Below are 21,612 nucleotides of genomic sequence, written 5' to 3'. Positions count from 1 at the left end.
CGCCGGACCGGCCGCGGCCCGTGGGGCCGCGGCCGGATCCCGCTGATTCCCGGAGGCGCGCCTCCGACCGGGACCGGCCCCTCCGGGTGAACACCGCTGTTCACCCGGAGGGGCCTTCGGCGTGAGGGCGGCGCCGTCCGGCGACGGCGTCAGGAAGCGATGCCGCGCTGGTCCAGGGAGTCCTCGACGATGCGCAGCCCGTCCATGCCCGGCAGCTTCGCGATGTGCGAGTCGATGTCGCGGATCAGCCTGCGGCCCTCGGCGCCCGCGAAGAGGTGGGTCATGACGTATGTGACCTCGCTCTCGGCCATGACGCCCGAGCCGACCGGGCCCCAGGCCTTCTCCAGCGCGAACCGGGCGAACACGCGGGCCTTCTTGCTCGCCGCGAGCCGTTCACGCGCCTGCGAGGCGTAGAACGCGACGTGCTTCGTCTCCTGCTGTGCGATCCGCTTCAGCAGCGGTACCAGCACCGGGTGGCTCTCCAGCGCGGCCAGCCGGTGGTACGCCGCGGTCGCCGACCACTCGTTCGCCGCTCCCCACGCCATGTGCACGGCGACGAAGTCGTTTCCGATGAGGCGGCTCATCGCCGTCTGCTTCACCGTCCCCAGACGGTCCTTCCAGCCGAGCTTCAGACGGGTCGCCTTGAGCGCGTCGAAGTCGACCCGGACGCCGTGGCGTTCGAGCACCGCCGCGAGCGCTTCGCCGTGCCAGAACTCCTCGCGGTTCCACATCGTCATGAAGGCGCCCACCGCGGGCTCGTTGTGGGAAGGGGTCGTCAGCAGATCACGCATGTAGCAGACCGTGTGGTACTCGATGTCGCACATGTAGCGCAGCGTGCGCAGCGTCCCCTCGGGCAGCGGGTCGCGCTCGAACTCGCCGAAGTCGAGGTCGGCCCACTGCACCGCCGTGGAGTTCTTCGTGTACTTGTCTATGTCGAATGCCATCAGTCACTCTTCTCGTCGGTACGCGCCGGAACCGCCCCCCGGGCAGCGACGATCTCGCTGCGTACCCCCGAACCGCCGCTCTTCCAGCGGTGGATGTCCCAGTTCCTCCTGTGCGACTCGCGGGCCAGTTCGGCGTCGGGGTTGATCGCCGAGGGCTTGCCCAGCAGCGACAGCCACGGCAGGTCGCAGTGGCTGTCGCCGTAGCCGTAGGAGGCCGCGAGGTCGTAGCCGCCCTCCTCGGCGTACCGCAGCAGCCACGCGGCCCGCGCCTCGTCGACGAGCGGTGGCCTGTCGAGGAAGCCGGTGAGCACACCGTCCTTCACGTGCATGGCGCTCCCGACGACCTCGTCGAAGAGGCCGGCGAGCGGAGCGGCGAGCAGGCCGACGGAACCGGTGACCAGGACGGTGCGGTGACCGGCAGCGCGGTGCTCGCGGATGCGCGCCAGGGCGTCCGCGCTGGTGTGCCGCAGCATCGTGTCGGCGTAGCCGCGCCGCACGACCTCCTCGAGACGGGCGACGGGCATGCCGCGGTAGCGGCGCAGGAAGGCGCGGATGAACTCGCCGCGGTCGCGCCTCTCCGCGCGGAGGTAGCCGGGCAGCGAGGTGAGCAGGTCCGCGACCTCCTTCGGCCAGGCCGCCTTGCGGAAGCCCGTGGTACGCACCCACAGGTACTGCTCGACGATGTTGGAGTCGACCACGGTCCGTTCGAGGTCGAAGACCGCGAGCACGTCGGTACGCCGCGGCAGCCCTGGTTTCGCGCGGGCGTTCGCCGGCCGGGCGGCCGCGGCCTTGCGGCGGCGGTAGACCGCCGTCAGCTCGCCCAGGGACGGCAGGTGCACCTTCTGCAGGTACTCCTCCCAGTCGATCCGCGCCACATCGAAGCCACGGTCCTCGCGCACCTCCGCCGGCAGGGCGTCGTTCAGCGCGCGGGCGTTGCGGTCGTCGAAGATGATCTCGGTCCGCACATACGCGCGGTAGAGGTCCGTGAAGTTGCCGAGGGTCGCGATGCCGGCGCGCAGCCTGGCGTTCTCGGCGGCGAGAGCGCGCTTGCGCTCGTCGTTCGGCATCAGCCGCAGACCGGCGTCCCACAGGTCGGCCTTTCTCCTCGCCAGCGCGAGACGCCGGTTGAACTTGCGCTCGCCCCCGAACTTCCAGGTCGGGACCTCGACAAAACCGTCGTCCTTGGGCAGCGGGTGCTGCAGGTAGTAGGCGCGCACGTTCTCGTACATGCGGTGGAAGGGCAGCGGATTCGACGCGCCCGAGGCGATGTGGAAGTACGCCGGCTCGTCGGCGGGGGCCGGGTCGGCCGCCGCGGCGATGATGGCGTTGACGACGAAGTCGACGGGGATGACATCGAGGATCGAGTCGGGCAGCCCGGGGAAGTCCGGCAGCTGGCCGCGGCCGTAGGCGAAGATCAGCGGATCGGCGACCTTGAAGCCGTCGATCCAGCCGGGGAACGGATGCCGCAGGGCGCTCTCGATGATCGCGGGCCGGACCACGGAAAGCCGGTGTCCGGCCTCGCCCCAGAGGTCTTCCGCGGCACGTTCCGCGAGTGCCTTCGTCAGCGTGTAGACGTCGGTCCACCCCAGGCTCTGGGCGCGCCGCCGTCCGGCGTCGACGAGGTGGGAACGCACCCACTCGCGCCGGGCGTCCTCGCTCGCCCGGGCCGCCGCGATCGGGCCCTCCTTGCCGTGGTCGCCGCGGGCGCGGGACATGAACCGCTCCAGCTGCGCCGGTTCCCGGGAGGTGAGCTCGGTGCGCTCGTGGGCCTGTGCCGCCGAGGTCCACTCGGCGCGCCAGTCGGCATCGTGCTGGAGTCTGGCCTCGGCCACCACACCGCGACGCAGCCCCCCGACGTAGCAGGTCGACACATGGACGACGTGCGGGTCCGACCCGGAGGCGAGCAGGGCCTGGTAGAGGCTCACGGCGCCGCCCACGTTCGTGTCGAACGCCTCGTGGACGGGCGGGTCGAACGAGACCACCGACGCCGAGTGGATCACGACGTCGAGGCGGGAGGGCAGTTCGGGAATCTCGGTCATGCTGCCGTCGAGCACGGTGATCCGCTCACGGACGACCCGTTCGGCCTCCTCGGCCCCCACGGCGTCCCGCCAGCGCCGGAACACGGGTTTGCGCAGGAGGTGCCGGAGCCGGTCCTGCCCGGTCTGTCTGCCCTTTCCGCGCACGAGCAGCCAGATGTGGGTGGCGGGGTGATCGGCGAGCAGCCGCTCGAGCACGGCCTGCCCGACGAAGCCGGTCGCGCCGGTGAGCAGGACGTGCGCGGTGCCGAGTTCGGACTTCGCACGGTGCGGGATCACGGAAGGAGCCTCGATTCCACGGTGGACGCGACACCGGGACCGATGCCGGGGAGCGCCTCGACCATGGCGCGGATACGTCCCGCCTCGGCCCTTCCGCGCTGATCGCCGAAGACATGGCGTTCGAAGAAGGTGCGCTCGTGCCGCGAGCGGTCGACCGAGCCGAGCGGCCAGGCGGAGTGCCGCAGGGCGCGACGGGTGAGGCGCTGGGCGCGGACCGAGCCGCCGAGCCGCAGCTCCGCCTCCTCGGCGAGGAAGCGGATGTGCCGCTGCTTGATCTCCACCACGGGGTCGACGATCGACGCCATGGCGGGGGACACCCCGGCCAGCCGACGGTGGGCCGCCCGCGTGATCCATTCGTCGACGAGACTCGTCGTCACGTGCTCGGCGACGATCTGCGTACCGGTGACGCCGGCGACCAGGGAACGCCGGATCGGGCCACGGCGCTCACGGCGCTCCGCCGGCGCCCACCGCGCCCGGCCGGCGCTCGAAGGGAGGCCGCGGGCGGCGGGAGAGGTATCCAGGACGGCGTCGAGGGCGTCGGCGATCCAGAACCTCTCGAATATCCATGTGGTGAGGAACGCGGTGACCCGGGCGTCCTTGTGCGTCGCCGTCACGAGCAGGTCGCGCACGCGGTGCAGTGTGGACCGTTCCATGTCGCGCAACGCGCGGACGAGCCGGGCGGATTCGGCGTCGAGCGGCTGCCGGGCGAGCGATTCGAGGTCGAGGGTTGCGCGGTGGCTGCCGTGTGCCGTACGGGCGAACTCCCGCACGTCGAAGCCCGCTGTCCCGGGCGGCGCGGTCGTCGCCTCGTCGTGTGAGTTCATGCGCGGGCTTTCTGGGGCCGGGGTGGGGGGAATCCTGCACAGGCTCCCGGAACGTACGGGGGCCGTTACGTGCGACCGGGCAACCGGCGGATGTGTGACACGTGGGCGCCGATTCCCTTTTCCGCAGGAAAGTGCGCGAGAACGCGTGTCACAGGATCGGCGTGAGCCCGGTCGGACGAAGTGAGCCGGGAAGGAAGGGTGCGTCATGCCCGCTTTCCGGCTTGCCAACCAGGTGGCTCGAAAGGCCGGTGCCGGACTCGACGGCGCGGACCCGCTTGCCACCCCGAGTGACAGCCGAGAGCGGGGAGTTCGTATGCCGAGCAGATGCCCTGTGAAACCATGTTGAGCGGTACGGGAGTCGCGCTCGTCACCGGTGCCACCTCGGGGATCGGAGCGGCGTTCGCGCGCGCCCTGGCAGACCGCGGATGGGACCTTGTCCTGGTGGCGCGCGACAGGGAGCGGCTCGGCCGGATGGCGGCCGAGCTCGGATCCCGCGGCCGTGCCGTCGAGGTGCTGCCCGCCGACCTGTCCGACCGCGCCGATGTCCGGCGGGTCGCCGCGCGGCTGGAGGACCCCGCCCGTCCGGTCGGCATGCTGGTGAACAACGCCGGGTTCGGCGTGCACGCATCGATCACCTCGACCGACACCGCTCCGCACGACCGGGCGATCGAGGTCATGGCGCGCACGGTGCTGGTGCTCGCCGGCGCCGCCGGACGGGCCATGCGCGAGCGCGGGCACGGTGCGATCGTCAATGTGTCGAGCACGGCCGGCTTCGTCACGATGGGGAGCTATTCGGCCGTCAAGGCCTTCGTGACCTCGCTCACCGAGGGACTCGCGAACGAACTGCACGGAACGGGCGTCACCGTGACCGCGCTCTGTCCCGGCTGGGTCCGCACGGAATTCCACGCCCGGGCCGGAATCCGGTCGTCCGGCATTCCCGGATTCCTCTGGCTCGACGCCGATCGGCTCGTGGAGACGGCTCTTCGCGACGTTCGGCGTGGACGGGTGATCTCCATGCCGAGTTTTCGGTACCGGCTGCTCATCTGGTGCACGCGTCATCTCCCGCGCGGCACGGTGCGGTGGGTCTCGCGACAGATCTCGTCCGGCCGCAACGACAGTCCCACCCACTGAAAGAAGCAGTGCGGCGAGCCCGCACCGGAAGGAAGCGGATGCCCGCGACGATGCGCGACCGTTTCACCTCACGCTCTCACGCCGCCGCGCGTTTCGTCGCGCAGCGGGGGCTGCTGAAGCCCGTCGTGTGGAGCGTGACCAGCGTCACGGTACTCGGGCGCGAGCGCCTGGAGAACGTCGAGGACACGTATGTCGTCGTCGCCAACCACACCTCGCACCTCGACACGCCACTCATCATGGGCGCGCTGCCCCGCCGGCTGGCGCGCTACCTCGCGGTGGGAGCGGCCGCGGACTACTTCTTCGACGTGTGGCGGCGGCGGGGCCTCACGGCCCTGTTCTTCAACGCCTTCCCGGTCGACCGCACCGGAGCGAACACGCGCCGGGTGAGCGCCAGGTCGTTGCTGAACCGGGGAGTGCCGCTCCTGATCTTTCCCGAGGGCACCCGCTCGCGCGACGGATCGCTCGGGGCGTTCAAACCCGGGGCGGCGGCGCTCGCCTCGTCGGCCGAGGTGCCGGTGCTCCCCGTCGCGGTCATCGGCGCGCACGCGGCGCATCCCCGCGGATCGAACTGGCCGCAGCCGGGCCGCCTGCCCGTCGGCGTCGTCTTCGGCGCACCGCTCACCACTCATCCCGGAGAGTCGGTGAACGAGTTCAGCGAACGCGTCCGCTCGGCGATCGCCATCCTGGCCGAGGAGAACTCCGACCGGATCCTCGGCGCGCACGCCATCCCACGTCGCATATCCCAAGGAGACCGTCCGTGACCGACACCGCCCGCCGCACCGACGCACCGCGCACCGGTGAGGTGAAGCACATGAAGTGGTGGGGCTGGGGCGTGGAAGGCGTCGGCTTCCATCACGAGGACAAGCCCGGTTTCGCGCCGTTCGTGCACCACGCCGTCGGTCTCGATCTGCGGGCGGGCCAGGGCACCGAGCGGCCCGACTTCGCGCAGCTGAAGGTGCCGGCCCCGACGGCGCCGCAGGAGCTCCTCACGGCCTTGACCGACATCGTCGGACCCGGGAACGCCGTCGTCGACGACCTGTCCCGGGTGGTCCACACGTACGGCAAGAGCCTGCGTGACCTGGTCCGCCTGCGTGCCGGTGAGATCGCGCGCTGTCCCGACGTGGTCGTCTACCCGGCCGACGAGGCGGAGGTGCAGGGCCTCGTCGACGCGGCGGTCGGGGCGGACGCCGTCATCATCCCCTTCGGGGGCGGCAGCAACATCGCGGGCAGCCTGGAGCCGCACCGGGACGAGTCCCGGACGGTCGTCTCGCTCGACCTCGGCCGACTGGGCCGGGTGCTGGAGATCGACACCGACGCCGGCCTGGCGCGCATCCAGGCCGGGGCGCTGGGACCCGATCTGGAGGCCCAACTCAACCGGCAGGGCTGGACGATGGGGCACTTCCCCGACTCATTCACCCACTCCTCGCTCGGCGGATGGGTCGCCACGCGCTCGTCCGGCATGCAGTCGGACAAGTACGGCGACATCGCGGACATGGTCAAGGGACTGCGGGTCGTGCGGCCCGGTGGGGTCCTGGTCATCCGTGCCGTCCCGAGCGCGTCGACCGGGCCGAGCGTGCGGGAGATGGTGGTGGGCTCCGAGGGGCGGCTCGGCGTCATCACCGAGGTCACCGTGCAGGTGCACCGGCTCCCCGAAAGGCGCGCCATTCACGCCTACTTCTTCAAGAACTTCGACCACGGCCTCGCCGCGATGCGGGAGATCGCCGAGAGCGATGCCTCGCCCTCGGTCACCCGTATCTCGGACGCGCACGAGACGGGCTTCTCCCTGGCGACGGGCAAGGAGTCCAAGGGCCTCAAGAAGACCGCTCAGGCCGGTCTCATGGCGTATCTCAAGAGGCGCGGCTGGAACCTCGACGAGATGTGCCTGTCCTTCATCGGCTTCGAGGGCAGCAAGGCGCACGCGAAGCTGCAGAAGTCGCTCGTCGACCGGATCGTGCGCAAGCATCACGGCATCGGCGTCGGCAAGGGGCCCGGTGCGCTCTACGACCAGAAGAAGTTCGACACGCCCTACATTCGGGACTTCCTGCTCGACCGCGGCGCCGCCGGCGACGTGAGCGAGACCGCGGGCCCGTGGTCGAAGCTGCGCGGCATCCACGCGGCGGTCCACGAGGCGGCCGACCGCGCCTACGAGAAGATCGGCCGCAGGGGCTTCACGATGTCGCACATGTCGCACTCGTACCACTCGGGTGCGTGCCTCTACTTCACCTTCGCCTTCGTGTTCGGCGACGACGACCCGCTCGGCGAGTACGACACGGTCAAGCAAGCGATCCAGCAGGCGTTCATCGACGCCGGCGGCACGATCTCGCACCACCACGGGGTGGGCCTGGAGCACGCGGCGTGGCTGGAGGAGGACATCTCGGCGCAGGGCGTCGCGGTCATGTCGGGCCTCTTCGAGGCCGCCGACCCCGGCGGCAACTTCAACCCGCGCAAGATCGTGGACTGAGCGCGGCGGTGCGCCGCCGGAGGGTTCCGCACCCGCCTCCCCGCGAGGGCGGGCGGGGGCCCGGCGCGTGCCGCGCGAGGGTCCGGGTCCTCCTGGTGGCCGCGCCGCCGGCGGCGCGGCCGCGGGCCCGCGGCCGGCACGTCGCGGCGCGCCCGGACTCACCGCCCGGGAGCGCTCACGCCGACTGCCGCACCGCCAGCTGCGTGGGCAGGACGACTTCCCGGCGGCCCTTGCCGAACTGGGCGATCTCGTCCAGGTGCAGTGTCGCCATGGTGTGGCCCATCTCCTCGATGGGCTGGCGCACACTGGTCAGCGGGGGATCGGTGTGGCGTGCCACGAGCGAGTCGTCGAAGCCGATGACGGCGACGTCGTCGGGTATCCGGCGTCCTGTCGCACGCAGTTCGAGGATCGCGCCCGACGCCGTCACGATCGAGATCCTCCTCGGCGAGACCGAAGGCAGGCCTCCCCTTGACGAACGACTGGGCCGCGGAGCACGGCGTCGCACCCGTCTTCCCCAACACCTTGATGGTGCTCGGGGACCGGGACCTGCCCGGCGACGCTCACCGCCGCGACGCCCCGCTGATGGTGGCCCTGGGCTGACCGCGCACGCCCCACGGCGGCCGGTTCGCGGGACCTTCTCGCGGCCGGTCCGGCCAGGCCGTGACGTCCCTCGCGGAACCCCTGTCCGCCGTGCCGGGGCGGAAGGTCACGCTTGCCACAGCCTCTTGCCCTCGTAGCTGATGTAGAGCTCGCCCGAGCCCGTGATCACGAGGACGGCGCCGTCGTGGCCGTCGGTCCTGGTCGACCAGGCCGGGCTGGTGTCCGCGCCGTAGACGACGAAGTTGCCGTCGGCCTGGAACACCGTGGTGTTGCCGCGCCCCGTCGTCCCGCTCGCCCATGTGACCGCACCGCGGTACGTCAGAACGAGGTTGCCGCCGGAGTTCATCGTCAGCGCTGTCGGACCATTGACGATGGACTGCCCCCGGTTGAGCACTCTGGTGGCCGACACCGTCAACGGCGCCGGCGGCTTGGCCGTGGCCGTGGCCGTCGGCGACACCTCGCCCGGCGTCGGCGGCTCGGTCTTGCCACCGCCAGAGGTACTGTGTGTCGCCGAGGCCGTGGGTTTTCCCGCCTTCGAGGAGTGGCTCGGTGACGCCGGCACGTTGGGCTTCTTGTGCGGGGAGGAGGTGCCGCCGGACGGGGACGGCTTCGTTTCCGGAGTGCGGCCGGCAAGCGGGCTTGCCCCGGCGTCGAGGAGAGGTGAAGCCTCCGGTCCCGCCGAGCCGTCCGCCAGGGACCCGACGGGCGGCGGGCTCGCGTCACCGCCGACGGTGCGTTGCAGTGTGAGGAACGTCGCCACCGCGACGGCGCCGCAGACGACGATGGCCAACCCGCGCAGTGCGCTGCTGCCCGGGCGGGCGGCCTTTGGCCCCGTCGGACCGGTGTGCCCGGGTCCGGGCTGCTCCGGTCCCGTCCGCTGCGGGAGCCTGGATGTCACCGACCTGACGGAAGTCTCCCTCGACGCCTTGCGCCGCAGCGCGGCGTGCACGGCCGCCTCGACCGACACCGTCGGCGAGTCACCTTGCGGTGGTGCGGGTCTCACCGCGGGATGGGCGTCGGCGGGAGCTTCCGCCGCACGTGCCGCCCCGGCATCCGTCCGCGTCTCCGGGACGCGCGCCGCCCTGGCACCGGGCCGGGACTCCGCCGCGCGAGCCGACTTGGCATCGGCAGGTTGCGCGGGCTCGACCTGATCCTGGTCGGACGTCGGCCACCTCGCGTCGTCACGCACCGACTTCAGCTCGGCGGCGGCCCTGTCGGCGATGTGGTGCACGGCTGGGGCGGCTGAGTCCGCGGGCGGTCCGGACCGGACGGCAGAGGACGAGGATATGGGCGTAGGCGTAGGCGCGGGCTTGGGCGCGGTCGCGGAAGTGGGCTCCGGCGCCGGCGTGCGCCCGGGCGCGGGCGCGGGCTTGGGCCTGGGCGCGGGCTTGGGCTCGGACGTCGGCTTGGGCTCGGGCTCGGGCTCGGGCTCGGGCTTGGGCTTGGGCTCGGACGTCGGCTTGGGCTCGGGCTTGGGCTCGGGCTTGGGCTCGGACGTCGGCTTGGGCGCCGGCGTGACGGAGGAGGGCGCGAAGAGCGAGTCGGCCTCGGTGTCGACGACCGGAAGCGAGGTGGCTTTACGCGTGGTCACCGCCGGAGCCTTGGCCGAAGCGGGTGACTTCTGGTGCTGCAAGGACGGGCTCCTGTATGTCGTTGTGTGCCGGGGACTCGGGGACGGCCAGGCGCCCCGACGCGGCCGGCCCGTTGCTACGTGGTTGTGCCTGCTCTCAGTGGTCGCCGATGCCTCCGCTGCAGCACGCCGGCCATGGACCGGTGCCCCAGGTCAGCTCCGTCAGCGCCTGTTCGAGACGGGTCAGCGCGGTCTCGTCGGCGTCCTCCAGAGCGTCGGCGGTCCCGGCCGTGGGCCGGTCGGGCAATTGGCGGAGGAGGACCAGTGGCTCGCCGTCCCGCCTACGTACGTCGAGCACCCGGTACTTCGTTCCCGGAGCGAACACGATCTCGTTAGCTCCCTCGCGCAGCGGGCCCGCTGCGCGGCCCATGAGGGACCAGATCGCGTACGCCGCCGGCGCCCCCGTGACGGTATCGGCCTGACCGATCGGCAGACCACCCACCGGGGCCGCACCGTAGAGCATCTGGCCGGGGCGCGGGATACGGCCGGTGCCGAGGTGGGGTGCCCCGCGCAGGACCGCTCCGCGGTGGGGCGGGAGCCACTGCAGCCCGGAAGTCAGGCAGGCGAGCCAGGACAGCGACCGGGGCTCGCCCGAACGCAGCGCCTCCCGCAGCTCGGCGTGGCGATGCGGACTGTCGGTCTGCTCCAGGTACATGCGGACGGCGACGAGATCGTCGTGGACGGCGTTCTTCTCCTGCCCCTGAGGTACGGGCAGTTCGGTCATCGCCCGGCGTACGGCGGAGCTGTGCCGCTCCCACGCCGCACCGGCGAAGCCGCGGAAGGCGCTGCGTTCTTCGGGCGTGCTGCGGTGGCGCGGCGACATCGGGACGGGGCCCCTGGCGGCGTGTCCGGCCTCCTGCGGGGCGTGCGGGGTTGGCGGACGGCTCGGTGTCCCCGTCGCCCGCGGCGGCGGGGCGGCGGGGCCGGGCAGGGGCGCCGCCGGGGCCGTGCCGCGGGGGGCGGGTGAGGGGCCCCTGCGGTGCTCGGCGGCCCCCAGCGGGCCGCGCTCGTCCAGGGGCCGGGGCGGCTTCGGCGGTGTGCCCTGGGGGCTGCTCGCGCTCTCCGCGGCCGGGCCCACATGCGTCCCAGGGGTCCCGGACTCCCCGGGGGCGGGTGGACGTACCTCTCGGGTGGGGGAGAAGCGGATGACGCGCAGGCTGTGCTCCGCCGCCAGGGCCCGCAGCGCAAGGCCGCCGTCGGACGGGGCGGCGTGGACGTGGAGCGTGGTGAGGGCGCGGACGCCGGGATTCACCGCCGCGAGCACACGGGACACGGCGGGCCACAGCGTCGCCGTGAGACGGTCGCCGGGGCGACCGATGTCGATCACGGGACCGTCGTGGTTCACCGGCCGGTCGCTGTGCGGGACCGGGGTGCCACCGGTGGGGCCGACCCACAGTCCGGCCCTGGTGACCACGACACGCCACTCGGGAGACAGGAGGAACTCCCCGTTCGCGGCGGGGCCGTCCACGGTGCGGGGCCCGACGATCCCCTCGGGTGCGAACCAGCGCAGCAGCCGCGGCGGGCGCGGGCGGTCCGCCGTGCCCGCGGGAGCGCAGACGACCGCGTCGACGTACGGCAGCCACCGCGGCACCTCGTCGGGGTCGACCATCGCCGAGCGCACTCCATAGCGCCCCATGGGTCCGTCGGAGGCGAACAGGGGGAGGCCCGTGGTGACCTCGACCTCGATGCCCAGCGTCGAGGCGACCGACTGGGCCAGGGGCAGCAGATCGGCTCTCCCTCCTGGCACGAGGCGCACGCTGCACTCCTCGGCCGGCACGGCCTCCAGCAGGGTGACGACGTCCGATGCCGCGATGTCCTCACCGAAGGGGACGCCGACGATCACGGCGGCCCGCCGGGGATCGACCGGGACGGTGTGGAAGAGGTCACCCGGGCGCGGTGCGGCCGAACCCGCGGGGCGGATCAGCAGACCTGCCGGAACCTGGTCCACCACGCAGCCGCTGACCGCGGTCGCGGAGATCCGGCGAAGCGCGGTCTGCCACCGGGGAGTCGGCGTGCGCGGCCCGAGCGGCACCGGCGCCCGCCCCGGTACGAAGCGCCGCCACCCGCCGGTGCCGGGCGGCACGAACGCCGAACCACCCGGCACCACCACCACCGGTCCGTCGGGAGCCTCGACCGTCATGTTCCAGGCGTCGGCGATACGCCGGGCCGTGGCGGCGCGGCCGGGGCGGTCGTCGCCGGCCCCGGCGAGCACCAGACGCACGGTCCGGGTGCCGTCCGCCTGGAGGGTGTCCAGTACCTCGCGGAGTCGTGGCCACAGCCCGCTGTGCGCGGCCGGCTCCACGGCGACGACGATCGTGGCCGTGCCGTCCGGCGACGCCATGGTGCGGGCCAGGTCACTGACGTCGGCCGGGTCCAGGCTGTCGTCGGTGGGTGTCCGCAGCACCAGCAGTCCGCCGTGGTCCTCGACGAGCACCTGGGGGGCGGGGTCGTCACCGGGCCGACTCGCGGGTTGCCTGCGCGGCGGAACGCTCGCGCCGGCGCCTCGCCTGGCCAACGTCTCGCGCCAGCGGCTCATGGGGCCTTCCTTGTCCTACACATACCGATTCACCGAAAACGCTCGCGCCGACGTCGCCGCGACCGGATCTCCACCAGGGCACTCGCGGGTGCCGGGGCAGCAGCGGCTGCGCCCGCCATGCGATCACGGGGTGTGCGCACGCTTCGCCGGCAACCGGGGGCGCCGTCCGTCGGCGTGCCGTGCGCCGCACCGCACGCGGTGGTGGTGCCCGCGGCACCCGTCCGACGCGATCGCGCTCTCCGCCGCGGCAGGCCCCCCTCTTCGCCGTGACCCGCGAATGTCACCCTTGCTCCGTCCCCGCCCTGGCAGGTGATGACCGCGATGTCGCCCCCACCGTGGACGACGGCGTTCCCCGCGCTTCGTCGTTCCGCTCGCTCCCCATGACTCACCGCGGTGAGTCGCGGCCAGGTTGCCCCCGGAGTCCGTCGTCAACGTGGTCGGACGGTTGACGACAGGCTGCTTCCGGGAGAACAGCCCCCTGGGCGACCCTGCCGACGGAGATTGTCGCCGACCGACCGGAGTCGTGTGAGCCCGGTCCTGGTACGGGCGCCTCGCGCCGTTTCCCCTGCCGGCGCAGGGTCGCGCCGATCGCGACATGTCGGTCTTGCGCGCATGTGCGTGCTAGGCCGAGACCTCGGGCTGCGTGGACTGCACGGACTCCGGCCGCTCCAATCGAGGCCGGCGGTGCCGCGTGCGCCGCTGAGCTCACTGAGGTGCCCTTGACTGCCGGCCGGAAGGTCTCGTGCAGGGATTTCCTGGGGACCTCAGGGACTTTCAGCTCTGCCCGAGGGACTTACCGGGGACTTCCCGCAGTGCAAACAGGGAAGGCCCTGACAGCTGCGAAAGATGAAACTTCGCAGGTCAGGGCCTGTTCCCCTAGCACTCGATGACGTTGACCGCGAGCCCGCCCCGCGCCGTCTCCTTGTACTTGACCTTCATGTCGGCCCCGGTCTCCTTCATGGTCTTGATGACCTTGTCGAGGGAGACGTGGTGCCGTCCGTCGCCGCGCATCGCCATCCGGGCCGCCGTGACGGCCTTGACCGCGGCCATGCCGTTGCGCTCGATGCAGGGGATCTGGACGAGGCCGCCGACGGGGTCGCAGGTGAGGCCGAGGTTGTGCTCCATGCCGATCTCGGCGGCGTTCTCGACCTTCTCCGGGCCGCCGCCGAGGACCTCGGCGAGGCCGCCCGCGGCCATGGAGCAGGCGGAGCCGACCTCGCCCTGGCAGCCGACCTCGGCGCCGGAGATGGAGGCGTTCTCCTTGAAGAGCATGCCGATCGCACCGGCGGCGAGCAGGAAGCGGACGACGCCGTCCTCCCGTTCGGCCTCCGTCGACGCCTGGGCGACGAAGTTGACGTAGTAGTGGAGCACGGCCGGGATGATCCCGGCGGCGCCGTTGGTGGGGGCGGTGACGACGCGGCCGCCGGCGGCGTTCTCCTCGTTGACGGCCATCGCGTAGAGGGTGACCCACTCCATCGCGTGCGCCGCGGTGCTGCCCTCGGCCCGCAGCTGACGGGCGGTGGCGGAGGCGCGGCGGCGCACCTTCAGGCCGCCGGGGAGGATGCCCTCGCGGGTGAGGCCGGCGTTCACGCATGTCTGCATGACGCCCCAGATCTCCAGCAGTCCCGTGCGGATCTCGGCCTCGGAGCGCCAGGCCTTCTCGTTCTCCAGCATCAGGCCGGAGATGGAAAGGCCGGTCTCCCGGGTGAGGCGCAGCAGCTCGTCGCCGGTGCGGAAGGGGTACTTCAGCACGGTGTCGTCGAGCTTGATGCGGTCCTCGCCGACCGCGTCCTCGTCGACGACGAAGCCGCCGCCGACCGAGTAGTAGGTCTTCTCCAGCACGGGCACGCCGGCCTCGTCGTAGGCGAAGAGGGTCATGCCGTTGGCGTGGTACGGCAGCGAACGGCGCCGGTGCAGGACCAGGTCGTTGTCGACGGAGAAGGGGATCTCGTGGGCGCCGAGCAGGTTGATGCGGCCGCTGCTGCGGATGAGCTCGACACGCTCGTCGGCGGTGTCCACGTCGACGGTGCGGGGGGAGTCGCCCTCCAGGCCCAGCAGGACCGCCTTGGGGGTGCCGTGGCCGTGTCCGGTGGCGCCGAGGGACCCGAAGAGTTCGGCGCGCACGGAGGCGACGCCGACCAGCAGTCCGTCGTTCTTCAGTCGCTGGGCGAACATCCGGGCGGCGCGCATCGGGCCCACGGTGTGCGAACTGGACGGGCCTATGCCGATCGAGAAGAGGTCGAAGACGGAAATGGCCACGGTGAAGAACTCCTCGGGTTCACGGACCCCGTTGTCCGTGGGTGGCCGGCGGGATCGCCGCCGGGTGGTGCGGATGGCGCGCGCGGGTGTGGCGCGCAAGGTCCAGTGTGCGGGACCGCCCGCCCGGGCGGTCCCGCACACCGGGTGACGGCCGTTACTTCAGGCCGGGGTACAGCGGGTGCTTCTCGGCGAGTGCGGCGACCCGGGCGCCGAGCGCCTTGGCGCTCTCCGGGTCGAAGCCCGGCTTGAGGGCCTCGGCGATGATGTCGGCGACCTCGCGGAAGTCCTCGGTGCCGAAGCCGCGGGTGGCCAGCGCGGGCGTGCCGATGCGCAGACCCGAGGTGACCATCGGCGGGCGCGGGTCGTTCGGGACGGCGTTGCGGTTGACCGTGATGCCGATCTCGTGGAGGCGGTCCTCGGCCTGCTGCCCGTCCAGCTCGCTGTCGCGCAGGTCGACCAGGACCAGATGCACGTCCGTGCCGCCGGACAGCACCGAGACGCCCGCCGCCGTGACGTCGGCCTGCGTCAGCCGCTCGGCGAGGATCTTCGCGCCCTCCAGGGTGCGGACCTGGCGGTCCTTGAACTCCTCGCTCGCAGCGACCTTGAAGGCCACCGCCTTCGCCGCGATGACGTGCTCCAGCGGGCCGCCCTGCTGGCCGGGGAAGACCGCCGAGTTGATCTTCTTGGCGAACTCCGCCTTGCTCAGGATGACGCCGCCGCGCGGGCCGCCCAGAGTCTTGTGCGTGGTCGTGGTGACGACGTCCGCGTGCGGCACGGGGGAGGGGTGGAGACCCGCCGCGACCAGGCCGGCGAAGTGCGCCATGTCGACCATCAGGTAGGCGCCGACCTCGTCGGCGATCCGCCGGAAGGCCGCGAAGTCCAGCTGCCGCGGGTACGCGGACCAGCCGGCGATGATCAGCTTCGGGCGGGACTCCTTGGCGAGGCGCTCGACCTCGGCCATGTCGACCTGGCCGGTCTCGGCGTCCACGTGGTAGGCGACCACGTTGTAGAGCTTGCCGGAGAAGTTGATCTTCATGCCGTGGGTCAGGTGCCCGCCGTGGGCGAGGTTCAGGCCCAGGATCGTGTCGCCGGGGTTCAGCAGCGCGAACATCGCGGCGGCGTTGGCCTGCGCGCCCGAGTGCGGCTGGACGTTGGCGTGCTCGGCGCCGAACAGCGCCTTGACCCGGTCGATGGCGAGCTGCTCGACGACGTCGACATGCTCGCAGCCGCCGTAGTAACGGCGGCCGGGGTAGCCCTCGGCGTACTTGTTGGTCAGCACCGAGCCCTGGGCCTGGAGGACCGCGACCGGAGCGAAGTTCTCCGAGGCGATCATCTCCAGGGTGGACTGCTGGCGGTGCAGTTCGGCGTCGACGGCTGCGGCGACGTCGGGGTCGAGCTCGTGCAGGGAGCTGTTGAGAAGCGACATCTGGGGGGTCATCCGTCCGGAGGTCGGGGTGGGCAGGTCGGGGCGGCGGGGGCGCCGCGGCGGCGTCAGCTGCCGGTGAAGGCGGTGTACTCGTCCGCCGAGAGCAGGTCGGCGGGCTCCTCGGACACCTTCACCTTGAACAGCCAGCCGCCCTCGAAGGAGGCCGAGTTCACCAGGGAGGGGTCGTTGACGACGTCCTCGTTGACCTCGGTGACCTCACCGGAGACGGGGGAGTACAGGTCGCTGACCGACTTGGTCGACTCCAGCTCGCCGCAGGTCTCGCCCGCGGACACCGAGTCGCCGACCGCCGGGAGCTGGACGTAGACGACGTCGCCGAGGGCGTTCGCCGCGTGCTCGGTGATGCCCACCGAGGACACGCCGTCCGCGTCCGCGGCCGACAGCCACTCGTGCTCCTTGCTGTAGCGCAGCTGCTGGGGGTTGCTCATGACGTGAATTCTCCTGGATGACGGAATGTGCTGATGAACGGCTGTCTTGACAGGTGGGACGGCTGTGCCCGGTGTGCGGGCGGGAACCTCAGCGCTGCCGCTTGTAGAACGGCAGGGCCACCACCTCGTACGGCTCATGCGTACCGCGGATGTCCACGCCCACACCGGAGGTGCCCGGCGCGGCGTGCGCGGCGTCCACGTACGCCATGGCGATCGGCTTGCCCAGGGTCGGGGACGGGGCGCCCGAGGTGACCTCACCGATCACGGCGCCGCCGGCCACCACCGGGTAGCCCGCCCGCGGGACCCGGCGGCCCTCGGCGACCAGGCCGACCAGCTTGCGCGGCGGCTCGGCCGCGGCGCGCTCCGCGGCGGCGGCCAGCGCCTGCCGGCCGACGAAGTCACCGGGCTTGTCGAACTTCACGACCCGGCCGAGGCCGGCGTCGAACGGGGTGAGGGCGGTGGTCAGTTCGTTCCCGTACAGCGGCATGCCCGCTTCCAGGCGCAGCGTGTCCCGGCAGGACAGGCCGCACGGCACCAGGCCGGCGTCCACACCCGCGTCGGTCAGCGCCTGCCACAGCTTCTCGGCGTCGGCCGGGTCGACGAACAGCTCGAAGCCGTCCTCTCCGGTGTACCCCGTGCGGGCGATCAGCGCGGAGACGCCGGCGACCGTGCCGGGCAGCCCGGCGTAGTACTTCAGGCCGTCGAGGTCGGCGTCGGTCAGCGACTTCAGGATGCCGGGGGACTGCGGTCCCTGGACGGCGATCAGCGCGTAGGCGTCCCGGTCGTCGCGCACGGCGGCGTCGAAGCCGGCCGCGCGCTCGGTCACGGCGTCCAGGACCACCTGCGCGTTGGAGGCGTTGGCGACGACCATGTACTCCTGGTCACCGAGGCGGTAGACGATCAGGTCGTCCAGGATGCCGCCGTCGGGCGAACAGATCATCGTGTAGCGCGCGCGGCCGACGGCCAGCGCGGAGATGTGGCCGACCAGCGCGTGGTCCAGGGCCTCGCCCGCGGCGGGGCCGGTGACCGTGATCTCGCCCATGTGGGACAGGTCGAAGAGACCGGCCCGGGTCCGTACGGCGGTGTGCTCGTCGCGCTCGCTGGCGTACCGCAGCGGCATGTCCCAGCCCGCGAAGTCGGTCATGGTGGCACCGAGGGACCGGTGCAGGGCGTCCAGCGCGGTACGGCGGGGTTCACTCATCGGGCGGGCTCCCAAGGACATGGAAAGACAGGTCGGGCGATGACAGGAGGGGGGCTTGCCCTCCCCATCTGTCATCGGAACCTGAGAGGTTCACCTGGACCCTCCGTGCGGAGGAGCCCCGGTTTGCACCTTGGGTGGGGCGGCCGCCCCGGACCGGGAGGGCTCGCCCGCTTTTCAGATGTGCCTCGGACGCGCGGTATCTGTGCCTGAGAGATTCAAGGGAGGACTTGCTCCTTCGGCGCCCCGCCCGCCACGGCGGGAGCGGGGAACTCTCCCGCGCGGCCTCGAACGGCCGATATGTGATTGAGGTCGCCATCATTGCACGGCCGCTCCGCCTTGTCTCGGCCGTGTCCCCGATGTCCCGGTCGGGTCCCGATCGTGTCGTCACCGCGTTGCTTCCCTGGGTAGACGCATACCGAGGATTTACCATTTCTTGAAAGTCATACCGGGAGGGCGACTGTGCGGTGGCAGAGTGCGTATGCGACGGCCGGGGCACCGGCCGCTCCCCGTCCGGTGGCCGTCCGGCCGGCGGTCCCTCCCCGCGGCGCGGTCCGCGCCGGGCACTCCGTGCGCCCGCGCAGGCTGGTCGACCTGCGGGCGGGCCAGGCCCGGGTACGGCGGCTGCGCTACCCGGCCGGCGACATCCTGATCGTCTCCGGGCTCCCCGGCGGCGGCAAGAGCACGCTGATGCGCCGCGTGTCCGGTGACGCCTGGCTGATCGACTCCCAGGACGTGCGCGAGCGCTGGCAGACCCGGATGCCGCGCCTGCTGCCGTACGCCGCCTACCGCCCCCTGGTGCGGCTGGCCCACTACGTGGGGCTGTGGCGGGCCCTGCGTTCCGGGGCCGGTGTCGCCCTGCACGACTGCGGCACCCTGCCGTGGGTACGGGCCTGGGTCGGCCGGGAGGCCCGGCGCCGCGGCCGGGGGATGCACCTGGTGCTGCTCGACGTGCCCGTGGAGGCCGCCCTGGACGGGCAGCGCGTGCGGGGGCGGGGGGTGTCTGCGTACGCCATGGCCCGGCACCAGCGGGCCTCGCGGCGGCTGCTGCGCGCGGCGGAAAAGGGCCGGCTGCCGGCCGCGTGCACCTCGGCGGTGCTGCTGGACCGCGAAGCGGCCCGGCGGCTCGAGGCCATCGACTTCGACGGCTGAGCGGCCGGGCCGCCACGGTGGTGCGGTGACTGCCCGGACTACTGGACCTGCGGGGCAGGGGCCACGGGCATCTGGGGAGCCTGCGGGTTTGCAGCCTGGTCCTGGGGCGCCAGGACGTCGGGAGCCTGCGGGTTCGCAGCCTGGTCCTGGGGCGCCAGGACGTCGGGAGCCTGCGGGTCCTGCGCCGACCCGTCCTCCAGCGGCAGGGGGATGGGAAGGGGGAGCGCACCGGTCAGCAGCTTCGGCACGGACAGCAAAAGCGCCTGCAGGTCGCCGACGACGGTGGTCACGCCGGCGGTCACCCCCGCGAGGTCCTTGGCCAGGACCGCCTTCAGCAGCGTGGCGACGTCGGCCACCAGCTTGTCGAGCTGCTTCTGGACGTCGGACACGGCGTCCGCCGCGCGCTCGGCGCCGTCGGCGGGCTCCGCGACGTCGGCGGACTGCGGGTCGGCAGTGGGGTCGGCCGGGAACCCGGCCGCCGGGTCGGCGCCGGACTGGTCGGTCTGCGACGGGTCGGCCGGGGAGGCGGACTGGTCGACGACCGTGGACAACTGCTGGGTCGCCTCCTCCAGGCCCTGGCGGAGCTCATCGAGCTTCGCGGAGTCGGGAGCCTGGGCCTGGGCCTCCTGAGTGAGCTTCGCGCCGATCGACAGCGTGTCACCCAGCTTGGCGATGAGCTCGGCACGGCCGGTCTCCGCCGCGTCGGCGGCAGCCGCCAGGTGAACGGCCGAGATCCGGACCGGGGCGTGGGCACTCGCGACACCGCCGGTGAGGCCCATCGTCAGCGAGCCGCAGACGGCGGCCGCTATGAGGGCGGAGGTGGTCCTGGTGATGCGCATATTGAGGAATCTCCCAAGTGAGGGTTTTGTACTTGCCTGCCCCACCTTGTGAGAAGTCATGACCCCTCGCAACCGGACGGTCGCAGAGTGTGACGGTTCCAGGCCCGGAGGGGTCCGTGCGGCCCGCCTGCGGATAGGGTTTTGGGAGAGGGCACCACGACCGGATATTGCGAGGCGAGACGCAGTGAACATCCCTGGGCAGCGGATACCCGACGGATTCGCCCCGGCGTTCGCCGCCGGACCGGCCGCCGGCACCTGGCCCGCCAACGAACTTGAGGAAGTCCTCACCGCGGCCCTCGGCGATCCCGGCGCGACCGCCCGGGTCCTGGAGGTGCTCGGCCGCTCGGAGTTGTGGATCCCGCTCCCGGCCGGCGGCAGCCAGGCCAACTCCGATCTGGACCTGCCCACCATCGAGCTCGGCGGGGGCGCCTTCGTCCCGGTGTTCAGTTCCGAGCAGCAGTTCCTCCATGCCGCGCAGGGCATGGACTTCGCCGTCGCCCCGGCCCGGGAGTTCGCCCGCGGACTGCCGCCGCAGGTGGGGATCGCCGTCAACCCCGGGGGCGCGGTGGGGATTCCGCTGCCGCCGCCGGCCGTCATGGAACTGTGCCGCACCGGCCGTGAGCCCGGCACGCCGACCGGCGCCCGGGTGCGGCTGTGGGAGCCCTCGCCGGACGACGAGCCGGTGGAGTTCCTGGCCGCCGCCGCGGGCGAGTTCGCGGTCACCCCGGTCGTCCTCACCGCGCGTCGGGCCCTGGCCAGCGTCGAGGGGGACCCGGCCGCGCTCTTCATCGGCGTCGAGCTCGACCGCTGGCAGGAGGAGGACCGGGTCGCCGCGATGACCGCGCTCGGGCGCGCGCTCGGCGCCGTCCAGGTGCCGTGGCAGGTCAATCTCGTCCTCCTCGACGTCGCACAGGACCCCGTGGGGGACTGGATGGTCGAGCGCGTGCGACCCTTCTTTGTCGGCACCGGCGCATAACCTTGGTCCGGCAGGCGAGGCAGCAGACGACGCAGAGGCGGAAGGGCGGGTCACGTGGGCGCGGGCGCGGGAGGGGACGGTGGGCTGGAGCATGCGCTGCGGCAGGTGACGCCCGGTAGGTTCGACGCGTACGAGACGCTGCTGCGCTCCCTCGCCGACGGCGAGGTCTGGATGCTGCTGTGGCAGGGCACGCCCGGCGGCGCGGACGCGCAGTACGGCAACATGGAGGTGGGCGGCTTCGGTTACGCCCCCTGTGTGACCTCCTCGCGCGAACTGGCCGCCAGCGGCTGGAGCCGCGCCCACGAGGTCGTGTCCGGCCGGGAGATCGCCGCCTCGCTCTTCCCGGACCGCTGGGGCCTGTGGCTCAACCCGCACGCCCCCGGCGGCGGGGTCGGCGTCCCCTGGCTCGACCTGCGCCGGATCGGTCTCGGCCTGGACCAGGCCCCCGCGGGGCCGTTGCGGATAGCCGAGCCCGCGCTCCAGATCCCGCAGTACTACGCCCTGTTGTCCCAGCAGGCCCACCGCACCCCCGCGGTGCGTTCGCTGCGGCGCGCCTGGGTCCAGCCGACCGTCGGCGAGCCGTATCTCGCGATCGGCGTCGACCTCTACGACGCCGGCCCCCAGTCCGCGGAGACGGTGCGTCTGATGATGCAGTCCGCCCTCGCCGCGGTGCCCCAGGGGCTGCCCGTCGCGGCGGTCCCGCTCGCCGACGAGTACGACCCCGTCGGCATGTGGATGCGGGCCGCCGCGTCACCCTTCTACGACCGTGACGCCCACGCGGGCGGCGGTGCCGCGAGCGCCGTCCAGGGCTGGGCGCCGCAGCGCCACTGAGCCCTCTCAAGGCGGCTCACCGGTCCGCCCTCGGCCGCCTCCGG

17 protein-coding genes, 1 pseudogene and 2 riboswitches are annotated in these 21,612 nt (G+C 72.4%); of the genes and pseudogenes, 7 read left to right on the top strand and 11 right to left on the bottom strand.

Features of this window, described 5'->3' with window-relative positions; translation table 11 throughout:
• Positions 1-149: 149 nt before the first annotated feature.
• From RV983_RS12105 to RV983_RS12095, 3 genes are read right to left on the bottom strand one after another with little or no spacing between them, the layout of a single operon-like run.
• Entirely contained in the window at positions 150-944 is a 795-nt protein-coding gene (locus RV983_RS12105) for a ferritin-like domain-containing protein (protein ID WP_475985800.1), read from the bottom strand.
• Positions 944-3,259 carry an SDR family oxidoreductase gene (locus tag RV983_RS12100; RefSeq protein ID WP_475985799.1) on the bottom strand — a complete coding sequence of 772 codons (2,316 nt, stop codon included), beginning with the start codon at positions 3,257-3,259 and terminating at the stop codon, positions 944-946. The genes RV983_RS12105 and RV983_RS12100 overlap by 1 nt, the downstream gene beginning before the upstream one ends.
• Complete coding sequence (locus tag RV983_RS12095; RefSeq protein WP_475985798.1) at positions 3,256-4,083, bottom strand: hypothetical protein; 828 nt, start codon at positions 4,081-4,083, stop codon at positions 3,256-3,258. The genes RV983_RS12100 and RV983_RS12095 overlap by 4 nt, the downstream gene beginning before the upstream one ends.
• A gap of 339 nt (positions 4,084-4,422) precedes the next feature.
• Here RV983_RS12095 and RV983_RS12090 point away from each other — a divergent pair, with 339 nt between their 5' ends.
• The 3 genes from RV983_RS12090 to RV983_RS12080 are packed head-to-tail and all read left to right on the top strand — an operon-like array spanning position 4,423 to position 7,675.
• Entirely contained in the window at positions 4,423-5,214 is a 792-nt protein-coding gene (locus tag RV983_RS12090; RefSeq protein WP_475985797.1) for an SDR family NAD(P)-dependent oxidoreductase, read from the top strand.
• A gap of 38 nt (positions 5,215-5,252) precedes the next feature.
• Positions 5,253-5,975, top strand: a complete 723-nt coding sequence (locus RV983_RS12085) for a lysophospholipid acyltransferase family protein (protein ID WP_475985796.1) — start codon at positions 5,253-5,255, stop codon at positions 5,973-5,975.
• A complete protein-coding gene (locus RV983_RS12080) occupies positions 5,972-7,675 on the top strand; it encodes an FAD-binding oxidoreductase (protein WP_475985795.1) in 1,704 nt (567 codons plus the stop codon). The genes RV983_RS12085 and RV983_RS12080 overlap by 4 nt, the downstream gene beginning before the upstream one ends.
• Before the next feature lie 175 nt (positions 7,676-7,850).
• Here the strand turns inward: RV983_RS12080 and RV983_RS12075 are convergent.
• A pseudogene (locus RV983_RS12075) lies at positions 7,851-8,108 on the bottom strand (substrate-binding domain-containing protein); the annotation flags it as partial.
• Positions 8,109-8,143: 35 nt separating this feature from the next.
• Here RV983_RS12075 and RV983_RS12070 point away from each other — a divergent pair.
• Positions 8,144-8,275, top strand: coding sequence for a hypothetical protein (locus tag RV983_RS12070; RefSeq protein ID WP_475990581.1), 132 nt, complete (start codon positions 8,144-8,146; stop codon positions 8,273-8,275).
• Between the two features lie 106 nt (positions 8,276-8,381).
• Here RV983_RS12070 and RV983_RS12065 read toward each other — a convergent pair whose 3' ends face one another.
• The 6 genes from RV983_RS12065 to gcvT all read right to left on the bottom strand — a co-directional run bounded on the left by RV983_RS12065 (position 8,382) and on the right by gcvT (position 17,773).
• The gene (locus RV983_RS12065) at positions 8,382-9,866 is read right to left on the bottom strand and encodes a hypothetical protein (RefSeq protein WP_475985794.1); all 1,485 of its coding nucleotides are present in this window, start codon (positions 9,864-9,866) and stop codon (positions 8,382-8,384) included.
• A 136-nt stretch (positions 9,867-10,002) separates the two neighbouring features.
• Positions 10,003-12,441, bottom strand: coding sequence for a hypothetical protein (locus RV983_RS12060; protein ID WP_475985793.1), 2,439 nt, complete (start codon positions 12,439-12,441; stop codon positions 10,003-10,005).
• A gap of 876 nt (positions 12,442-13,317) precedes the next feature.
• Positions 13,318-14,700 carry an L-serine ammonia-lyase gene (locus RV983_RS12055; protein ID WP_475985792.1) on the bottom strand — a complete coding sequence of 461 codons (1,383 nt, stop codon included), beginning with the start codon at positions 14,698-14,700 and terminating at the stop codon, positions 13,318-13,320.
• A 154-nt stretch (positions 14,701-14,854) separates the two neighbouring features.
• Positions 14,855-16,126, bottom strand: coding sequence for a serine hydroxymethyltransferase (gene glyA, locus RV983_RS12050; RefSeq protein WP_475985791.1), 1,272 nt, complete (start codon positions 16,124-16,126; stop codon positions 14,855-14,857).
• Positions 16,127-16,191: 65 nt separating this feature from the next.
• Complete coding sequence (gcvH, locus tag RV983_RS12045) at positions 16,192-16,572, bottom strand: glycine cleavage system protein GcvH (protein ID WP_360909670.1); 381 nt, start codon at positions 16,570-16,572, stop codon at positions 16,192-16,194.
• A gap of 88 nt (positions 16,573-16,660) precedes the next feature.
• On the bottom strand, positions 16,661-17,773 hold the full coding sequence (gene gcvT, locus RV983_RS12040; RefSeq protein ID WP_475985790.1) for a glycine cleavage system aminomethyltransferase GcvT: 1,113 nt from the start codon (positions 17,771-17,773) through the stop codon (positions 16,661-16,663).
• 58 nt (positions 17,774-17,831) lie between these two features.
• A riboswitch (glycine riboswitch) is annotated at positions 17,832-17,956 on the bottom strand.
• A gap of 1 nt (position 17,957) precedes the next feature.
• A riboswitch (glycine riboswitch) is annotated at positions 17,958-18,060 on the bottom strand.
• 172 nt (positions 18,061-18,232) lie between these two features.
• Here gcvT and RV983_RS12035 point away from each other — a divergent pair.
• Positions 18,233-18,922: an AAA family ATPase gene (locus tag RV983_RS12035; protein WP_475985789.1), complete on the top strand. Its 690-nt coding sequence runs from the start codon at positions 18,233-18,235 to the stop codon at positions 18,920-18,922.
• 38 nt (positions 18,923-18,960) lie between these two features.
• On the opposite strand, the gene RV983_RS12030 is transcribed toward RV983_RS12035, so the two are convergent.
• The gene (locus RV983_RS12030; RefSeq protein ID WP_475985788.1) at positions 18,961-19,761 is read right to left on the bottom strand and encodes a hypothetical protein; all 801 of its coding nucleotides are present in this window, start codon (positions 19,759-19,761) and stop codon (positions 18,961-18,963) included.
• A gap of 205 nt (positions 19,762-19,966) precedes the next feature.
• Between RV983_RS12030 and RV983_RS12025 the strand changes: the two genes are divergently transcribed.
• Positions 19,967-20,737 carry an enhanced serine sensitivity protein SseB gene (locus RV983_RS12025; RefSeq protein WP_475990292.1) on the top strand — a complete coding sequence of 257 codons (771 nt, stop codon included), beginning with the start codon at positions 19,967-19,969 and terminating at the stop codon, positions 20,735-20,737.
• Between the two features lie 54 nt (positions 20,738-20,791).
• Complete coding sequence (locus RV983_RS12020; protein ID WP_475985787.1) at positions 20,792-21,568, top strand: enhanced serine sensitivity protein SseB C-terminal domain-containing protein; 777 nt, start codon at positions 20,792-20,794, stop codon at positions 21,566-21,568.
• Positions 21,569-21,612: the final 44 nt, after the last annotated feature.

The organism is Streptomyces sp. RLA123, from assembly GCF_056270165.1.
Note: the sequence above shows the minus strand (reverse complement) of the source record. Positions and strands in the feature narration are given on the sequence as shown.

Bases quoted from the DNA above. Each gene is read 5' to 3' on its own strand.
- RV983_RS12105 (WP_475985800.1), bottom strand. From the start codon at position 944: ATGGCATTCGACATAGACAAGTACACGAAGAACTCCACGGCGGTGCAG.
- RV983_RS12095 (WP_475985798.1), bottom strand. From the start codon at position 4,083: ATGAACTCACACGACGAGGCGACGACCGCGCCGCCCGGGACAGCGGGC.
- RV983_RS12090 (WP_475985797.1), top strand. From the start codon at position 4,423: ATGTTGAGCGGTACGGGAGTCGCGCTCGTCACCGGTGCCACCTCGGGG.
- RV983_RS12085 (WP_475985796.1), top strand. From the start codon at position 5,253: ATGCCCGCGACGATGCGCGACCGTTTCACCTCACGCTCTCACGCCGCC.
- RV983_RS12060 (WP_475985793.1), bottom strand. From the start codon at position 12,441: ATGAGCCGCTGGCGCGAGACGTTGGCCAGGCGAGGCGCCGGCGCGAGC.
- glyA (WP_475985791.1), bottom strand. From the start codon at position 16,126: ATGTCGCTTCTCAACAGCTCCCTGCACGAGCTCGACCCCGACGTCGCC.
- gcvH (WP_360909670.1), bottom strand. From the start codon at position 16,572: ATGAGCAACCCCCAGCAGCTGCGCTACAGCAAGGAGCACGAGTGGCTG.
- gcvT (WP_475985790.1), bottom strand. From the start codon at position 17,773: ATGAGTGAACCCCGCCGTACCGCGCTGGACGCCCTGCACCGGTCCCTC.
- RV983_RS12030 (WP_475985788.1), bottom strand. From the start codon at position 19,761: ATGCGCATCACCAGGACCACCTCCGCCCTCATAGCGGCCGCCGTCTGC.